A 17521-nucleotide genomic window follows, 5' to 3' on the forward strand; every position below is an offset into this window, starting at 1 on the left:
GATTAGCAAAAAAGGAGGGGTGTTCATCACCACTCCTTTTTCATTGGCTCCTTTGAAATCGGCGTCGTCTTGAAAAATTGTTCACAGAAAAATATGGGTTGCAACTATTCCATATGGGCAAACGTATTACAAGTGGGACCTTCCTTTCCAGATGGACAGAAGAGGAGGAAAAACATGATCGAGATTCAAGATGTTTCAAAAAGCTTCAATGCTTCGACCAAAGCGGTTGATTCCTTGCGTTTGACTATTCCAAGCGGAGAAATATTTGGTTTCCTGGGCCCAAATGGAGCAGGGAAAACCACGACGATCAAAATGATCACGGGGATTACACGCCCCGATACTGGAACGGTTTTGATCAACGGCAAAGATATTTTGACGGATACGCTCGCAGCCAAACGACAGTTTGGATTTGTACCGGACAGTCCGGATCTTTTTTTGCGCCTGAAAGGGCTGGAATACATCAACTTCATGGCTGATATGTACGACGTGCCGCAGGGAGTGCGCAAAGAGAGAATCAACAAGCTGGCAGAACGCTTTGACATGACGGGCGCGCTGACGGACCCGATTCAAAGCTATTCGCACGGAATGAGGCAAAAAATTGTAATCATGGGCGTGCTGGTTCATGAGCCAGAGATTTGGATTCTGGACGAGCCGCTGACCGGTCTCGACCCCAAATCGTCGTTTACGCTGAAAGAGATGATGCGTGAGCACGCGGATGCAGGAAGGACTGTGTTTTTCTCCACGCATGTGCTGGAAGTGGCGGAAAAACTGTGTGATCGTGTTGGGATTATCAACAAAGGAGTGCTCCAATTCTGCGGGACCTTCCGTGAGATGCAGGATCATTTCCAATCCAACGATTCTCTTGAGCGCCTGTTCCTGGAGATGACTGGCCATGAATAAGACCTGGCAATTAACCAAAGTGCTGGTGAAGAACGGAAACGGCATGTGGGGAGGCAAACAGCAGTCCCAGTGGAAAAAGATCCTGTTGCTGCTCTTGGTCGCGCTTGGGTTTTTCCCCATGATGTCGGGATACGTACTTTTCACCTCGATGATGTACGATAGCCTGCAGATGGTTGGACAGGAAACGGTATTACTGGGCTTGGGGCTGGGGATCGCATCTCTGGCGATTTTTTTGCTTGGCATTTTTTATGTTCTTTCAGTCTTTTACTACTCGCAGGACATACAGCATCTGCTGCCGTTGCCTCTGAAGCCGGGACAAATCATCGGGGCAAAATTCCTCGTCACTCTGCTTTATGAATACTTGACGGAGCTTTTGTTGCTTGCGCCGCTTTTAATCACGTACGGGGTAAAAAGCAGTGCAGGTCCGCTGTACTACCTCTACGCGCTGATAGCCTTTCTGGCCTTGCCGATCATCCCGCTCTCTCTCGCTTCACTGGTGGCGATGCTGTTCATGCGGTTTACCAATGTCGGCAAAAGCAAGGACCGCTTCAGACTGGTAGGGGGACTGATCGGGATTTCAATCGCCGTGGGCTTCCAGGCCGTCGTCCAACGGGGAGCCCGCAATCTCAACAGTCCAGAGCAGATACAGGAAATGCTGTTAACGGACAAAAATGGCTTCCTTACGCTCGTTACCCAGTTATTCCCGACCAGCAGGCTGGGGGCCATGGCATTGGCTGAAGCGAGTACACTGGTAGGTCTGGGCTACTTGGCAATGTTTCTGGCAGTTACTGCGGCGTTCGCTGCTGTATTCATCCTCCTTGGAGAGCGCCTCTATCTGAAAGGCGTCGTCGGGATTACGGAAACAGCGGCAAAACGAAAGCAGGCGACTGCAGAAGAATTTGACCGACTGACCGGGAAAAGCTCTGCTTTTGTTGCTTACGCCTGGAAGGAATGGAAGATGTTGATCCGGACACCTGCATTCCTGCTGAATTGTGTTCTTTCCAGTCTCTTTTTGCCGTTGATTGCATTTATTCCGCTGTTCGCCCGATCGGAGGGCATGTCTGAACTGGCGGAGCTCGGGGCCAAGCTGCAGTCGGATACGGCTGCGGGTGTCGGCATCGCGATTGTTTTTGCTGTCGCTCTGTTTATTTCCACGACCAACAGTATCTCGGTCACGGCGATCTCCCGGGAAGGCCAGGGGTTTTTCGTCAACAAGTTTTTGCCAGTCCGGTCCACAGTGATCATCCTGTCTAAAACAATACCGGGAATACTTCTGGGGATTTTCAGCCTGCTGCTGATGGAGATAGTGGCAGCCGTTGTCTTGAAGGCGCCGTTTACCTTCTTGCTGATGGGCTTACTGAGTGCCGTCCCGGGAATCCTGTTTATCAATCTGATCGGGATTGTGATCGATCTGAACATGCCCAAGCTGGATTGGGATTCCGAACAAAAGGCAGTCAAGCAGAATTTGAATACCCTGATTCCGTTGATATTCACCTTTGTTTTATCAGGAGCAGTTCTGTTCTTTGCGATTTGGGGAGGGGCAACAGGGGTTGTGATGACGAGTGTCCTTTTTGCAGGGCTGTGCATCCTGGACCTGATCCTGTATCGTGTGCTCATGACCAAGGGACCGATCTGGTTTGAAAAAATCGGTGGATAACCAGAACATGCAAAAAACCGGAGGCCAAAGACAAAGAGCTTCCGGTTTTTCTATTTGGGAAAAGATCATATGAATCTTTCGAACTATTTTCCGATTTTGCCCGGCCATACATTCCTCTTATTTATGGGATATAGGTACTATGCGTAGTGCTCGAAGCCTACTTCTAACTGTTCAATTTTTCCTGCAATCTTTACAATTGTAGGAATGATTGGTATTTTTGTCTCGGGTCCAATCGTTTAACCCGTCCGACAAATCTACAGAAGAGCCAATCACGAAGAGAGGAGTATGTCATGGCTAAAAGGTATTTTCTTTACCTGGCAATGGTCGCGTTTTGGGTGCAGTCCTTTTTCACTGCTCAGGTCGGCGCGGCATTTTTCTATGATGATATCAACGGGCACTGGGCAGAGAAGGAAATCCGTTTTCTGGCTGAGCGCGGTATATATAAAAGCGGAGGTAACCCCTACTTTAACCCGGATAAGACGATTTCGCGAGGGGAAGCAATGGTGCTGGTCAACCGGGTGCTGGAGGATGTGTACGGCAATCTGGCAGAGCCGGGCAAGAAATCTTATATCGATCATCGGTACCCACTCAAAGCAGAGGTTGAGAGTCTTGTCGCCAATATGCAGGCGTTGCTGGATGTCAACACCGGTTTTGTGAACTCCTTTCGACCGGGTGACCAGATGCTCTACAACCTGCACCTGGCGTCGAATGGTTTTCTGATGAAAAAACCGCAGAAAGACAATCCGGACTGGTGGTTGTCCACGTCTTACCTGCAGTATCCGATTTCACGGGAAGAGGCCAGCATGATTCTGTTTTACGTGATGTCTCCGTACAAGCTTCGGGTTGTGGAGCCAAAGGTGGAGGATGTCCAAATCTTTTATGATGGCTATCATCAATGGAAACAGAAAAGTTTCTACGTCGATACAGCATCCCCCTATGCGGAAGGAATTCGGGAATTTCGTCTTTTTGGCGATCAGAGAAACTTTGATCCCTATGCAAATATGACGCGGGGGCAGTTAGCTGTCGTACTTGCTCGCCTGCACCAGTATCTTCAGGCAGACGCCGGAAAACAGTTTGGAGATAGCCCGAAGCGTCAACAACTGGCTGCCAGCCTGTACCTGACTGCGGCCAATCAGGCGCTTTCCAGCAAAAATCAGAAGCGTTTATCTACATATGTAAGCGAAGCGGCCCTGGCCGCTTTGAAGCAGGGGGACATCCAACTGCCGCTGCATCAATTTCCATCTGTTTTGCAGATTCGAAAGGACGAGTCTGCCACAGAAAAAATGTGGGTAATCGGACAGTATGAGCAGCGCCAGATCGGTCCGTACGAGCTGGAATTCCTGTTTGAAAAAGATGAATCCAACCCATTTGGCAAAAAAATTACGAATATCACTTTCCGAGAAAGGTAGGAAGAAAATGTAGAAGAGTGCCCGGGAAACCGGGCTTTTTCTGTTGCAGAAAAAGGGGAGAAGCGCGGTTTTAAAAACTGACAAATGGAGATTGCAACGCTTCTATTTTTCGATTAAAATAAAAATTGAGAAAATGAATGAGCATTCATTCAAGAAAAACATCTTTGGGTTCGCAGAGGAATATTTTTGAAACAGGGAGAAAAACAGGACAGAAGGATTTTATGACCGATCCGGGCAGGGCCTATGGTCTGACTGCCTTCATTCGGTGTCCTGCAGCAACGAAGCTTATGCCAAAAAGCTTGGTGCAACCAAGTTTTGAAAAGGGAGGGTATTGGATGGAGCGCAAAATTCGCAGAGCGGCTGTTCTCGGTTCCGGTGTGATGGGGGCGGGAATCGCTGCTCATCTGGCAAACGTCGGCATTCCCGTCTATCTGTTGGATATCGTGCCGCGTGAATTGACGGAGGAAGAGAGCAAAAAGGGAAAGACGCTGGCTGACCCAGAGGTGAGAAATCGCCTTGCGCAGAGCGGCAAGGAACGGTTGCTGAAGGAAAAGCCGGCCCCGCTCTACACGAAGTCAAACCTGGAGAGGATTACCGTGGGCAATCTGGAGGATCATCTCTCCTATTTAGAAGAAGTGGACTGGATCATTGAAGTCGTGGTCGAAAACCTGCATGTAAAGCAAAAGGTCTTTGAAACCGTGGAGGCGCATAGAAAGCCCGGCACGATCGTCTCTTCCAATACATCCGGCGTATCCATCAATGAAATGATCGAAGGGCGCTCCGAGGAATTCCGCAAGCATTTCCTGGGCACACACTTCTTTAACCCTCCCCGTTATCTGAAGCTTCTGGAGATTATCCCTGGTCGGGATACGGATCCGGCGATTGTTGACTTTATGATGCATTTTGGAGAAAGCGTTCTCGGCAAGGGAACCGTTCTTTGCAAAGATACTCCCAACTTTATTGCCAACCGGATTGGAACATACGGCCTTCAGGTTTCGATTCAGGAAATGATGCGGCTTGGCCTCGGTGTCGATGAGGTCGACGCGTTGACCGGCCCTGTGATCGGCCGGCCGAAGAGCGCGACATTCCGTACGCTCGATGTGGTGGGACTGGACACCTATGTGCATGTGGCAGGCAACGTCAGAGAGAAGAGCAGCGATGAAAAAGAGATCGCTGTATTTGAAATCCCGCCATTTGTCCACAGCATGGTAGAGAAACGCTGGATCGGTCAAAAGGCCGGCCAGGGCTTTTTCAAACAGGTGAGGACGGCAGAAGGAAAGGAAATTCTGGCGCTGGATTGCCAGACACTGGAATACCGTCCCCGCATCAAAGCGAAATACGCCTCGCTGGAAGCGGCCAAAACAGCGAAAACCCTGCCCGAAAAACTGAAAGCGCTCGTCTACGGGAAGGACAAGGGCAGCGAATTTGTCTGGAGCGTCTTCAAAAAGGTGCTGCTCTACTCTGCGGCAAAGGCCCATGAGATTGCCGATGATATTGTAGCCGTGGATCAGGCGATGAAATGGGGCTTCGGCTGGGAGCTTGGGCCGTTTGAGACCTGGGATGCCATCGGTGTCGAAAAATCGGTAGCGCGGATGCGGGAAGAGGGCGAGAGCATCCCGGCCTTGGTAGAAGAGCTGCTCGCCAGCGGCAAAACCTCCTTTTACCAAAAGCAGGAGGGGCTCAGATCGGCGTTTTCCATCGGCGGTGTGTATCGGGCCGTGGAGGAGCCGAAAGAAAAAATCAATCTTGCAGCTCTCAAGGAACAGGGCAAATTGATCAAGAAAAATGCGGGGGCAGCGCTAATCGATCTGGGTGACGGCGTAGCCTGCCTGGAGTTCACCTCACCGCACAATGCCCTGGGAATGGATGTCCTCCAGATGACCAGCTTCGCCGTCGAAGAAGTGCAGCGCAATTTCCTCGGACTGGTGATCGGCAATCAGGGCAAGAACTTCTGTGTCGGTATGAATCTCGGGTTTGCACTGATGGAGGCTCAGGATGAAAACTGGTTTGAGCTGGATACGCTGGTCACGCGTTTCCATAAGGCAGGAAGCGCCTTGAAAAGCATGCATCGTCCGGTGGTAGCCGCTCCGTTTGGAATGACGCTGGGCGGCGGTGTGGAAGTCCTGTTCCTCGCTGACCGCGTGCAGGCATCGGCCGAGACTTACATGGGCTTGGTGGAGGTAGGCGTAGGTCTTCTGCCAGGCGGCGGCGGCACGAAAGAGATGCTGTTCCGGGCCATGGAGCAGGTGCCTGTAGGCGGAAGCGTACCGGTTGATCCGTTCCCGTTCGTGGCTCGCGCCTTTGAAACCATTGCCATGGCGAAAGTGTCGACCAGCGGCAGGGAAGCGATGGAGCTGGGCTATCTGCGCAGTTCAGACCGGATCAGTGTCAATCCCGATCATCTGCTCTACGATGCGAAGCAGCTCGTCTTGACGATGGACCGGGAAGGATACGCACCGTCCGCATCGCGCAAAATCCGCGTCATCGGCGAAAGCGGCTATGCGAACCTTCGCCAAAATATTTATGCGATGAAGAAGAGCGGCTATATCAGCGATCACGATGAGCTGATCGCCAGCAAAATCGCCTATGTGATGTCGGGCGGAAATGTTCCGGCCGGTACAGAAGTGTCGGAGGAGTACATCCTCGGATTGGAAAAACAAGCTTTCCTGGAGCTGATCAAAACGCCGAAGACCCAGCAGCGGATGCAGCATATGCTGACGAAAAACAAGCCTTTGCGCAACTAATGCCAGAAAGAGGGGAAAATCCATGAAGGAAGCAGTTATCGTCGCAGGCGCCCGCACCGCAGTCGGAAGAGCGAAGCGCGGCAGTCTGAAGGATGTTCATCCGGTTGATATGGGCGCGGCGGTCGTCAGTGATTTGCTTCGCCGTGTGCCAGGGCTGGATCCGGCCGAGATCGAGGACATTATCATCGGCAACGCGGTACCGGAAGCAGAGCAGGGCATGAACATGGCCCGACTGATCGGTTTGCGCGCCGGGCTCCCGACCAATGTAGCGGGGATTACGATCAATCGTTTCTGTTCATCCGGTTTGCAAACGATCGCCTATGCCGCTCACCAGATCATGGTGGGAGGAGCAGATGTGATGATCGCCGGCGGCGTGGAAAGCATGAGCCTGCTGCCGATGACCGGTCACAAAGTAGCGCTCAACCCGACCCTGGTCGAGACCATGCCGGAAGCGTACATGAGCATGGGGCATACCGCCGAAGAAGTGGCAAAGCGGTACCAAATCAGCCGGGAGGATCAGGATGCGTTTGCGCTGAGAAGCCATCAGCGGGCGGCTGCCGCGCTGGCTGCGGAGAAATTCCGCGACGAGATCGTGCCGATCACGGTCAAATCCCATGTGATCGACGAGAATCACAAGCTGCACGTGAAGGAGCGCGTCTTTGACCAGGATGAAGGCGTCCGTGCCGATACATCCCTGGAGGCCCTGGCGAAATTAAAGCCCGTTTTCCACGTAAAGGGAAGCGTGACAGCCGGAAACTCTTCGCAAACCAGTGATGGAGCTGCCGCCGTTTTGGTCATGTCGGCAGAGAAAGCGGCAGAGCTGGGCGCACGGCCTATCGCCAAATTCCGCTCTTTCACTGTAGGCGGGGTAGATCCGGACGTCATGGGAATTGGGCCGGTGGTCGCCATTCCCAAGGCGCTGAAAATAGCCGGTCTGAGTTTGGCCGATGTCGATTTGTTTGAATTAAACGAAGCCTTTGCTTCCCAATCGCTAGCCGTGATCAGGGAGCTGGGTCTGGATATGGAAAAAGTCAACGTAAACGGCGGAGCGATTGCCCTTGGACACCCGCTGGGCTGCTCAGGCGCCAAACTGACCGTCTCCCTCCTGAATGAAATGAAACGCAGAGGCGGCAAGTACGGAGTTGTGACGATGTGTATCGGCGGCGGAATGGGAGCCGCAGGTGTGTTTGAAATGTTGTAGGCAGGGAACGTGGCGTTTACGCATACTTTTCAATTGTAAAGGAGAGGGATGGCAATGGCTGATACCAAAGAATTGATCCGCGGGGGCAGTTTTCTGATTGATGCAGGTTCTGCTGATTCGATGTTTGTTCCGGAAGAGTTCACCGATGAGCAAAAAATGATTGCCAAAACCACGGAAGACTTCGTTGTGGGAGAAGTTCGCCCGCATTTGGAGGAAATCGAGAACCATCACTTTGACATCTCTGTTCGCCTGCTGAAAGAGGCTGGGGAGCTTGGCCTCCTGGGTGGCGACGTACCGGAAAAATACGATGGACTCGGCCTCGACAAAGTGAGCACAGCCTTGGTCACGGAAAAGTTCTCGCTGGCGCGGGGATTTGCCCTCAGCTACGGAGCGCATGTGGGCATTGGTTCGCTCCCGATTGTCTACTTCGGCAACGACGATCAGAAGCGGCGCTACCTGGCTGATCTGGCATCCGGCAAACGTCTGGCTGCCTACTGCCTGACAGAACCAGGCTCCGGCTCTGACGCGCTGGGTGCGAAAACCACAGCCAAGCTGTCCGGGGACGGCAAGCACTACATCCTGAATGGCGAGAAGCAGTGGATTACCAATGCGGGATTTGCGGATGTCTTTATCGTCTATGCCAAAATTGACGGCGAGCAGTTTACCGCTTTTATCGTCGAGCGCGACTATCCGGGCGTCTCTTTTGGCCCCGAGGAAAAGAAGATGGGGATCAAAGGCTCCTCGACGCGCACCGTGATTCTGGAAGATGTGCCGGTACCGGTGGAAAATCTGCTGGGCGAGCCGGGCAGAGGCCACGTGATCGCGTTTAATATCCTGAACGTCGGCCGCTACAAGCTGGCTGTTGGGTCAGTCGGTTCCGCCAAGCGGGCTTTGGAGCTGGCTACGAACTACGCCAAAGAACGAAAGCAGTTCAAGACGCCGATTGCCAACTTTACGCTGATCAAAAACAAGCTGGCCAACATGGCGCTGAAAACCTACGCGTCGGAAAGCTCAGTGTACCGGACGGTTGGTCTGTTCGATACCGCCCTCTCCAGCCTCGGCGAAAAGGCCGATGACGGTCGGGAGGTTGCAAAAGCAATTGCTGAATACGCCATCGAGTGCTCGATCAACAAGGTTTTTGCCACCGAGGTGCTGGACTACTGCGTGGATGAAGGGGTACAAATTCACGGAGGCTACGGCTTCATGTCCGAGTACGAAATCGAAAACATGTACCGGGATTCCCGGATCAACCGGATTTTTGAAGGAACCAATGAGATCAACCGTCTGCTGATTCCTGACATGCTGGTCAAAAAGGCCATGAAAGGCGAACTGCCACTTCTCCAAGCGGCAGCCGGTCTGCAGGAAGAGCTGATGAGCTACTATCCAGAGGAGATCGAGGATGTGCCGCTGGCCCAGGAGAAGCATCTGATTGACATGACGCGCAAAATCATCCTGATGGTGGCGGGCTCCGCCTTGATGAAGTATCAGCAGGCCATCGCCAAAGAACAGGAGCTGCTGGCGCTTTCTGCTGATATGCTGATTGAACTGTACGCGATGGACAGCATCGTGAAGCGTACAGAGAAGGCCATTGAGAAAAACGGCGTCGAAGCGGAGCAGCAAAAACTGGATTTGACCACCGTTTACGTCAGTGATGCCTTTGACAAAGTAGAAGGCTGGGCCAAGGAAGCACTGGCGGCTATGGAGGAGGGAGATGATCTCCGCGTCCGTCTCTCGATTCTGAAAAAGCTGACGCGCCGAACGCCTATCAACACAGTCCAGCTCAAACGCGTCATTGCCGACCGGGTCATTGAAGCTGGGGGCTACGTTCTCTAAGAATAAGTAGTCTACGAATTCGAACGGTTATAAGAAAACGGGAAAGAGCAGAGAGTGACTTCTCTGCTCTTTTTTCCGTCCCCTTACCTTTTCTTCTGGTGGGGAGATTTATGCTGCCGGATCTTCGAGATTCCGCCGTCGGTGATATTGATCTTTGCCCGTATGCTTTGGATCGAATCCCGTACAAGGGGGAGGGTTCCGTCCTTGCTCAGCCGGTGCCAGTCATGAGGATACTTGCGGTAGAAGAGATGGCCCAGACCAAGGGTGTCAATGCCCTCCTTCAGCCCTTTCTCATACACGTGACGGATTTCGCTTTCGATCTTTTTTTGCGCCTCCTTTTCCAATTTGTGAATGGGGGTGGGCTCCAGGACCTGTGTCGTGTAGCCTTCTGCCTTTACTTTGATGTGGAAGGCCGGTTTCCCCCCTTTCAACTGGGGATCGATGTGCACATGTAACTTTTCCAGGGTCAAGATCGCTGAGCCTTTTTTCGTTGGGTGAAGAAAGGTGCGCTCTGTCTTTTTGTCAATCCAACGGATGCCCGATGCATCCTTTCGGGACAAACAGCCGAGCAAATGGTTATCCTGCATAAAGCAGAATCCATCCATTTTTAAATGAGGTTTCGGCATATTGTTCTCCGTCCATTGATTTTTCAGTATGGTTAAATAGGGGAGACGAACGACGCCGTTTGGCTCATTATGCTTTGAAATGACGTGAACCAGCAATATCGGTCGGATCAACAAGTATTGATTGTAGACGCTTTTGGGATTAGCAAGCATCGCATAAAGAGTAGAGATACCCAAGATTGGTCTGGAGTAAAAAATGTCCTCCAGTGAATCCTTGGTAGCAAAGGTCCAGATCGTATAGCGAAATTCCTGGTAGCGGTCCAATGTGTCCATTGCTTGGGAAAAGAGATGATTCTTTAATGCTCTTTCGGTAAAGACGATGGAATGGACGTGGCTCCAGACCAGCCGCTGCTGGGAAGATGAATAAATTTGGAGAATCGCCCCTTCCACAGTATTCCCAGTCCCTTTTACAACGGCAATCTTCTCCTCGGTTTCTTTTTGGTTGCTTTCTTTTTTGGCGATATTCGAAAAGCCGATGTCTTGCAGGTAGACCACGACTTTTTTATCGACATAGTCGACCCCAATCGAATCGATGTAGAGCATTTGTTCAATATCCAGGGCGTTCCAGCAACCGCTCAGCAACATGGAGGTGCACAATACGACAGCCAGCCATTTAGGAAACCGACTCATTCCGAATCCAGCTCCTTGCGGGAGGAACGCTTTAAAATGCTGGCCCGCCCCTCCCACAAACGCCAGGGAGTTCGGATGAGAACTTTCAATAAATCCTTCATAACCGGCGGTGAAAAAGGCTCCATGTAATACACACCGTAGGAGCGAGTGTTTCCGTAGAAAAGCAGAGTGCCAATCAAAGCCATCATAAACCCGAAAGCCCCCAGAAACGAACAGATCAGAAGAATAGCGATACGGGTAATGCTGATCGACGCGACCAGGGATTGATTCAAAATGGTATAAGTAGCCATGACGGAAATGGCCATGATGACCAGACTCGCAGGCGATGTCAACCCTGCCGAAATAGCGGCTTGTCCCACGACTAGGCCACCTACGACCGAGAGCGTTTGACCGATTGGTGTCGGCATGCGCAAGCCTGCTTCCCTGAAGAGTTCAAATAACATCAGCATGAGCAAAGTCTCAAGGGCAGCAGGAAGCGGAACCCCTTGACGAGACAGAAATATGGTAGCAATCAGCGTATAAGGGAGCTGGTCCTGATGATAGGTGATCAGCGCAACCCAGAATCCCGGCAAAAAGAGGGCTGTGCCTACGCTGATAAGGCGGATCAGTCGTACAAAAACCGCCTGGTAGAAGGATACATTGACGTCCTCTGCTGTATTCAAGAGAAACGAAAAGTTAACGGGTGCGACCAATGCTGTCGGGGAACCGTCGACGAAAATAACGAAACGGCCAGTTAGCAAGCTATTTACGGCAAAGTCCGGCCTGCCGGTGTACTCGTACATAGGCAAAAGTGTAAAAGGAGTGTCCAGGATTAGCTCCTCAAGCTGAGTGCTTGAAACGATGCCGTTTGTTTTGATTGAGGAGAGTTTGTTGCGAATCTCCTCAATCAATTTGGGATCAACCGTTTGATGCAAGTACATCAAACCGATGCGGGTGCGTGTTTGGCTGCCTGCCGTATATACCTCATAGTGGAGGAGCGGCGTTTTAAGCCGTTTGCGAACCAGCGCTACATTGACCGTTATATCTTCAATAAATCCATCTCGCGGTCCTCTGACGGAAACCTCCGTACTAGGCTCCTCCGGACTTCGTTCGGGTCGATCGGTCAGATCTATACTGAAGATCGTCTCCCATGCTTCAAAGAGCAGAAGCAGCTTGCCGTTGAAGACGTGGTCGACGACCGTATGGGCATCGGGTACCTTCAACTTCGATAACAGAAAAGGGCGCTTTCTTTCCAGATCTTCTGCGTTCGCGATCTCTTTTGCTTCGAACAGCTCACTGATCCTCGGAAGAAACATATGCATGATCTTTCTCTTATCGCATAAACCATTCGCATAGATCAGATATACTTGAAGGCTTGGCGTATGTGGGAGAAAGCCATACTCTTCCACTGAAACATCGTGGCATCCGGAGAAAAGTTGACGAATGTCCGCGGCGCGTAGTCGATTCAGTGGAGGCAGCTCTCCATGATTGGAAATGGGATCATAGGGAGTTTCGCGTTGACGATTGTTGTCCATCTGTCTGCCCCTTCCTGCGAGAGAATAGAGCCAGCAATCCAAGCATCACAGCCAAAAACAGGGAAAGAACCAAGAGACTGGGCAATAGAACACGGGTAAGAAATTCATAGAACCAGATGTCATTTTTTGGCCATACGGAGAGTCCGAGTGTGAGCAGAAAGAAACCCGCGAGGATATAAACACGTTTTCGTCCATCCGGCAATTTAAACAGCTCGGCCAAAAGATAGAGGGCGAGGGAAACGCGAATCGTCGCACCGCTAAACCATTGGTAGATACTGAAGAAATCGACGTGTTCAATGTACAAGCCAATTTTGACCAGACGCCACTCTTCGTAGGCGGGAAAGCGCAATTTGGCTGCTTCCTGGGGACCAAATTCGGCAATGGCTCCGATCAGAGGTCCCATCGTCAGCCATATTTGAATCAGGCCAAGCAGCGCCAGCTTCCAGAAGTTCACCTTTGGGCCGATGTACTGTTTCATCAGCAAGATGAGAATCATCTCGGAAAAACCTGAACCGGCATAGATCATCCCTCGAAGCACAGGAGCCCAGCCAAATTCCATAAAGGGCTTGAGGTAGGTGTAATCCTTGTACTGAAAATTGGTCGTCATGACAAAGAAACCGAGAATGACAACGACAGGCAGTAGAAAAACAGAAAGGATGGAGATCGAGCGTATGCCAAAAAGGCAATTGACGAGGCATACACAACCAAAGACAACGGCCAAAACGATCATCGGAATACGCGGAGCAAAGGTGAGATTTACCCAGGTGATGGTGTCTTTCATCGTGATGACGGCAATGGCGAATAGATAGACAGACAGCAAGACAATCAAAAAGTTCGTGATGCCTGCTCCGTAGCGCCTTTTGATCCACGAAAGCAAGGGCTCTTTCCCCGTTTTGCGAAAAATGTAAGCGATGATCCCGATCAAGAGGAAGTACAGCGGGGCGGCGCAGATGATCGAAATCCATGCATCGCGCCTTGCTGCTTCCAGCATATGCGGGATAATGATGACGTGATTGACCAGGCCATTGGACAGCATGAGGATAAATACCACTTGTATAAAAGAAATGCCATTTTGCATTGGGTTTCCCGCCAGACTTTTCCTGATTTCCTTTTCAGTATGTCCAGCCCTCATGAGAGTATGCGGGCCACAAATCTATCGGGCAGTCATGTATAATTTGCGGGCAACGCTCTCAATCTAACGGGAAAATACCACGAAAATCCAAGGCAGGAAATCGATGAGAAACCTTCTCGAATGGCTCAAACAAAAAAAAACCACTCCCCGTTCTCCGCTGGCAGCACCCCTGTCTGGATCAGCAGGGCGCGGCATCAGCAGCAATCTGTTGGAGAACATCCAGGAGATTCAGCGGCTTTTTTCCCTTGCCCCTGATCTGATCATTCGCTACCTGGACAACGCCAAAACAAATGAGCGGGCTGTATTGGTCTATTTGAGCGGCTTGGTAGACAAAAACGCCATCGATAACAATATCATTGCACCGCTACTGAGGAGGGGGCACACAAAAACAAAAGAGAGCAGGCTTGATCAAGTCATCACGGTCGGCAGCATCGAAGTGATCACAGATTGGGGACGTGTGGAACGGGCCGTTTTGCTGGGCAACAGTCTGGTTTTCATGGAAGGCAAACAGGAAGCTTATGAAATCAAAGCCACAGGCTGGCCGCAGCGGGCCATCGAAGACCCGCAAACCGAGGCTTCGCTTCTGGGAGCCCATCAAGGCTTTGTAGAAACCAGTGAGCAAAACATTGCCATGATCCGCCGCTATATCCCCAATCGCACGTTGAAAATCAGAGAGATGCACATTGGGGAGAGGGGGATCTGTAAGGTATCCGTCATCTATCTGGAGGATGTCGTCTATTCTGACGTTCTGAATGAATTGATCAAGCGCATCCAACAGGTCGACGTCGATGCGATCTTAAACACGGGTGAATTGCAGGAGATGATCGAGGACAGCCGGTATTCCCCGTTTCCGTTGCTCATCACCACGGAACGTCCGGATACGACCGCGTCTCATATTTTGCAGGGCAGAATCGCGGTGGTCGTGGACCGTTCACCCAAAGTGCTAGTTGGGCCTGCAAGCTTTTCCACCTTCTTCCAAAATGTGGATGATTACAACATTCGCTGGCCGATTGCAACCTTCTTCCGGGTCTTGCGATTTTCCGCCTTTTTGATCGCGACGTTTCTGCCGGCGCTGTATATTGCGCTCATCTCCTTTAACTATGAGATCGTGCCTCTCGACTTACTGATCTCTATTGGTGAATCGAGAGAACGCGTACCCTTTCCTCCGCTCTTGGAAGCGATGCTGATGGAAATTACGCTCGAAATGCTGCGCGAGGCGGGGGTCCGGCTGCCAGCTCCGATTGGCCAGACAGTGGGCATCGTCGGTGGTATCGTCATTGGTCAAGCTGCGGTGCAAGCAGGGATCGTCAGCAACATCATGGTCATCGTTGTTGCCTTTACGGCGATCGCTTCGTTTATCATCCCGAATTACAATATGGCCTCAGCCATTCGTCTGGTTCGCTTTCTGATGATGGTGCTTGCCGCCATGTTTGGAATCGTGGGGATTGTGATCGGCTTGATGTGCTTGGTTGGACATTTTCTTACCCTGGAATCTTTGGGTGTTCCCTATGGGACTCCTTTGGCACCTGTTCGATTCTCTGATTGGAAGGATCTCTTTGTCCGCCTGCCGCTGCGGGGGATGGACAAAAGGCCAGTCAGCACCAGAGCCGTCCAGTTAAGAAAACAGGATCATAAGCCGTCGGGGGAAGCGGAATCATGAATCCATACGCTCCCAGGCAAATAAGTGTGCTGCAATACATCTTTTTCATCCATGGAGCACAGGTCGGATTCTCTGTTTTGACACTTCCCCGTGAATTGGCCGAAATCGCCGGAACGGATGGTTGGATATCGATCATTCTGGGGTGGCTGCTCGCGGTTTTGGTTAGTCTGATCACCATCCAAACGATGAAAAGGTATCCCAATTCGACGATCCTGGATCTCCTGCCCCATTTATTCGGCAAATGGGGCGGGAAACTCATCACCGTGGTCACCTTACTCTATTTTTTCTTCGCGACGACAACGATTTTGCTGAGTATCGTTTCCCTTTTGAAGCTGTGGCTGCTGTCGCAAACTCCATACTATTTGATCATGTTCCTGATTTTGGTTCCGGTTCTGTTTATCGTCGGCAAAGGGGTAAAGACATTGGCCCGTTATGCGGAATTGATTTTTTACCTCAGCTTATGGGTTCCGATCGTTTTGATTCTATCGATCAAGGAAATGCACTTTCTCTATCTGCTGCCCGTGTGGAAAGCGGGACTTCAACCGGTTCTGAAGGCTGTACCGACTACCATTATTGCTTTCCTCGGATTTGAGATCGCTTTTTTTCTTTATCCCTATCTGCGGAAAAAACAATTTGCTTCCGTTGGTATCGTGATTGCCAATACTTTGTCCATGGGCGTTTTCTTGTTTGGCACGCTCGCAGCCTACGTCACGTTTAGCCCGGACGAGATCACCCATTTGGACTTCCCTGTCCTCAGCATGTGGAAAGTCATTGAATACCGCTTTTTGGAGCGTCTGGATCTTGTATTTCTCGCCTTCTATCTGTTTATCATCTCGACGTCCTGGATGCCGTACATGTACTTTTCCGTCTTCTCACTTGGAAAACTGTGGAGACAATCATATGAGCGCGGGTATCTGATCGCTTTGATGCTGCTTTTAACCGCTGGAACGTATCTGTACACGCCCTCGTTTACGGATGTACAAAAGCTTCGTTTCGGTTGGAACTGGGCTGGAATGGTGTTTGGATATGCGGTTCCCGTCTTCCTGTGGGCCTATACCCGGTTGTTTGACTACGTCAGTCAAAGGAGGATACCATGACGCGCCGTTTGTCTATCTTCGCACTGACTGTTTGGCTGGCAATTTTGCCGGGCTGTTCGGATCGGATCAATCTCGAGGATATTACCTTGACTCTGATGACCGGGATTGATCTAAACGAAAAAAATGAACTGCTTTTCTACATCGTTAGCCCGGTCTTTAACAAAATCGCCAAAAGGAAAGTGGAGGAGTTTGGGGTTCGAGCAGACAGCGTAAAACAAGCGAGGGCAAGGATGGATACCCTGGTATCAGCTTTGACGGTTGAGGGGAAAACCCAAGTTTTGGCCCTTGGCAAGAGGCTGGTAGAACATCCCGACTGGTTCATTCTTCTCGACACCATCTATCGGGACGCCAGAGTGACGGTTAATTCGCGCATCGTAGTGGTAGATGGGCCTTTACATGACGTTTTTCACTTTAATCCGCCTGACAAGCCCATCATTCCCATCCATCTGACCAAACTGCTGGATACAGCCAATCGCCGCAATTATACCGTCAGGACGACAGCCAGCGAATTACGCAGCATGATGGCGGACAAAGGGATAACCCCGTCTGTGTCCGAATTCAAGAAATTGCATGCTGGCGTTGAAGTGATGGGCACCTCTCTTCTGGATAAGCACGGAAAGTACGCCACCAGGCTGCTTCCCAAAGATACGGTTCTGCTGCAGACCCTGACGCATGGAAAAAAAGGAGAAACTATTATCACCATACAGGTTCCTGATCATCTCAATCCGAACCGGCTCATCAAACCAAAGCTCACCTTTTTTGCCAAGGATATCTCCAGAAAGATTAAAACCGGCTATCAGAATGGCCAATTTGAATTCGATGTGAAGATCAAAATGAATATCTCTATCTCTGAGCGGCTGTTTGCGTTTGATGTAACCAAACAGCGCAAGGAACTAGAGAAGCTGGTGAAGGAGGAACTGGCCAAAAGATATACAAAGCTGATTCATCAATGGCAGAAGCTTCAACTTGATCCGGTTGGCTTTGGACAATACGCGAGAGCCTATCAGTACAAAGAATGGAAAAAGGTAGAGGACGATTGGCCCAAAGCCTTTTCGCAGGCGAAGGTGAAGGTTACCCCAATCATTTTCATCAAAGGGAACGGAATCATCGATTAAGCAAAC

12 protein-coding genes are annotated in these 17521 nt (G+C 50.9%); 9 read left to right on the forward strand and 3 right to left on the reverse strand.

All coding sequences use genetic code 11. The annotated features are described in order from the left end of the window. Positions 1-174: 174 nt before the first annotated feature. The 6 genes from NDK47_RS05280 (at position 175) to NDK47_RS05305 (ending at position 9744) form a co-directional block, all read left to right on the forward strand. Positions 175-900: an ABC transporter ATP-binding protein gene (locus NDK47_RS05280; RefSeq protein WP_251873819.1), complete on the forward strand. Its 726-nt coding sequence runs from the start codon at positions 175-177 to the stop codon at positions 898-900. Beyond that, on the forward strand, positions 893-2557 hold the full coding sequence (locus NDK47_RS05285; RefSeq protein WP_251873820.1) for a putative ABC transporter permease subunit: 1665 nt from the start codon (positions 893-895) through the stop codon (positions 2555-2557). The genes NDK47_RS05280 and NDK47_RS05285 overlap by 8 nt, the downstream gene beginning before the upstream one ends. A gap of 290 nt (positions 2558-2847) precedes the next feature. Continuing rightward, positions 2848-3966, forward strand: a complete 1119-nt coding sequence (locus NDK47_RS05290; protein ID WP_251873821.1) for an S-layer homology domain-containing protein — start codon at positions 2848-2850, stop codon at positions 3964-3966. 335 nt (positions 3967-4301) lie between these two features. Continuing rightward, positions 4302-6710 carry a 3-hydroxyacyl-CoA dehydrogenase/enoyl-CoA hydratase family protein gene (locus tag NDK47_RS05295; protein ID WP_251873822.1) on the forward strand — a complete coding sequence of 803 codons (2409 nt, stop codon included), beginning with the start codon at positions 4302-4304 and terminating at the stop codon, positions 6708-6710. Between the two features lie 22 nt (positions 6711-6732). Beyond that, the gene (locus NDK47_RS05300) at positions 6733-7911 is read left to right on the forward strand and encodes an acetyl-CoA C-acetyltransferase (protein WP_251873823.1); all 1179 of its coding nucleotides are present in this window, start codon (positions 6733-6735) and stop codon (positions 7909-7911) included. A 54-nt stretch (positions 7912-7965) separates the two neighbouring features. Further along, on the forward strand, positions 7966-9744 hold the full coding sequence (locus NDK47_RS05305; RefSeq protein ID WP_251873824.1) for an acyl-CoA dehydrogenase FadE: 1779 nt from the start codon (positions 7966-7968) through the stop codon (positions 9742-9744). 83 nt (positions 9745-9827) lie between these two features. On the opposite strand, the gene NDK47_RS05310 is transcribed toward NDK47_RS05305, so the two are convergent. The 3 genes from NDK47_RS05310 to NDK47_RS05320 are packed head-to-tail and all read right to left on the reverse strand — an operon-like array spanning position 9828 to position 13589. Beyond that, entirely contained in the window at positions 9828-10997 is a 1170-nt protein-coding gene (locus NDK47_RS05310) for a Ger(x)C family spore germination protein (RefSeq protein WP_251873825.1), read from the reverse strand. Continuing rightward, entirely contained in the window at positions 10994-12511 is a 1518-nt protein-coding gene (locus NDK47_RS05315; RefSeq protein ID WP_251873826.1) for a spore germination protein, read from the reverse strand. The genes NDK47_RS05310 and NDK47_RS05315 overlap by 4 nt, the downstream gene beginning before the upstream one ends. Continuing rightward, positions 12477-13589, reverse strand: a complete 1113-nt coding sequence (locus NDK47_RS05320; protein WP_251873827.1) for a GerAB/ArcD/ProY family transporter — start codon at positions 13587-13589, stop codon at positions 12477-12479. The genes NDK47_RS05315 and NDK47_RS05320 overlap by 35 nt, the downstream gene beginning before the upstream one ends. A gap of 157 nt (positions 13590-13746) precedes the next feature. Here NDK47_RS05320 and NDK47_RS05325 point away from each other — a divergent pair, with 157 nt between their 5' ends. Genes NDK47_RS05325 through NDK47_RS05335 form a run of 3 tightly spaced genes read left to right on the forward strand, consistent with a single transcriptional unit; the run spans position 13747 to position 17515 of the window. Then, on the forward strand, positions 13747-15303 hold the full coding sequence (locus NDK47_RS05325) for a spore germination protein (RefSeq protein ID WP_251873828.1): 1557 nt from the start codon (positions 13747-13749) through the stop codon (positions 15301-15303). After that, positions 15300-16400 carry a GerAB/ArcD/ProY family transporter gene (locus NDK47_RS05330; RefSeq protein WP_251873829.1) on the forward strand — a complete coding sequence of 367 codons (1101 nt, stop codon included), beginning with the start codon at positions 15300-15302 and terminating at the stop codon, positions 16398-16400. The genes NDK47_RS05325 and NDK47_RS05330 overlap by 4 nt, the downstream gene beginning before the upstream one ends. Continuing rightward, positions 16397-17515 (forward strand): Ger(x)C family spore germination protein, encoded by a 1119-nt coding sequence (locus NDK47_RS05335; protein WP_251873830.1) that lies wholly within the window; start codon positions 16397-16399, stop codon positions 17513-17515. The genes NDK47_RS05330 and NDK47_RS05335 overlap by 4 nt, the downstream gene beginning before the upstream one ends. Positions 17516-17521 lie beyond the last annotated feature (6 nt).

Origin of the sequence: Brevibacillus ruminantium (genome assembly GCF_023746555.1) — a bacterium.
GTDB classification, from domain to species: domain Bacteria; phylum Bacillota; class Bacilli; order Brevibacillales; family Brevibacillaceae; genus Brevibacillus; species Brevibacillus ruminantium.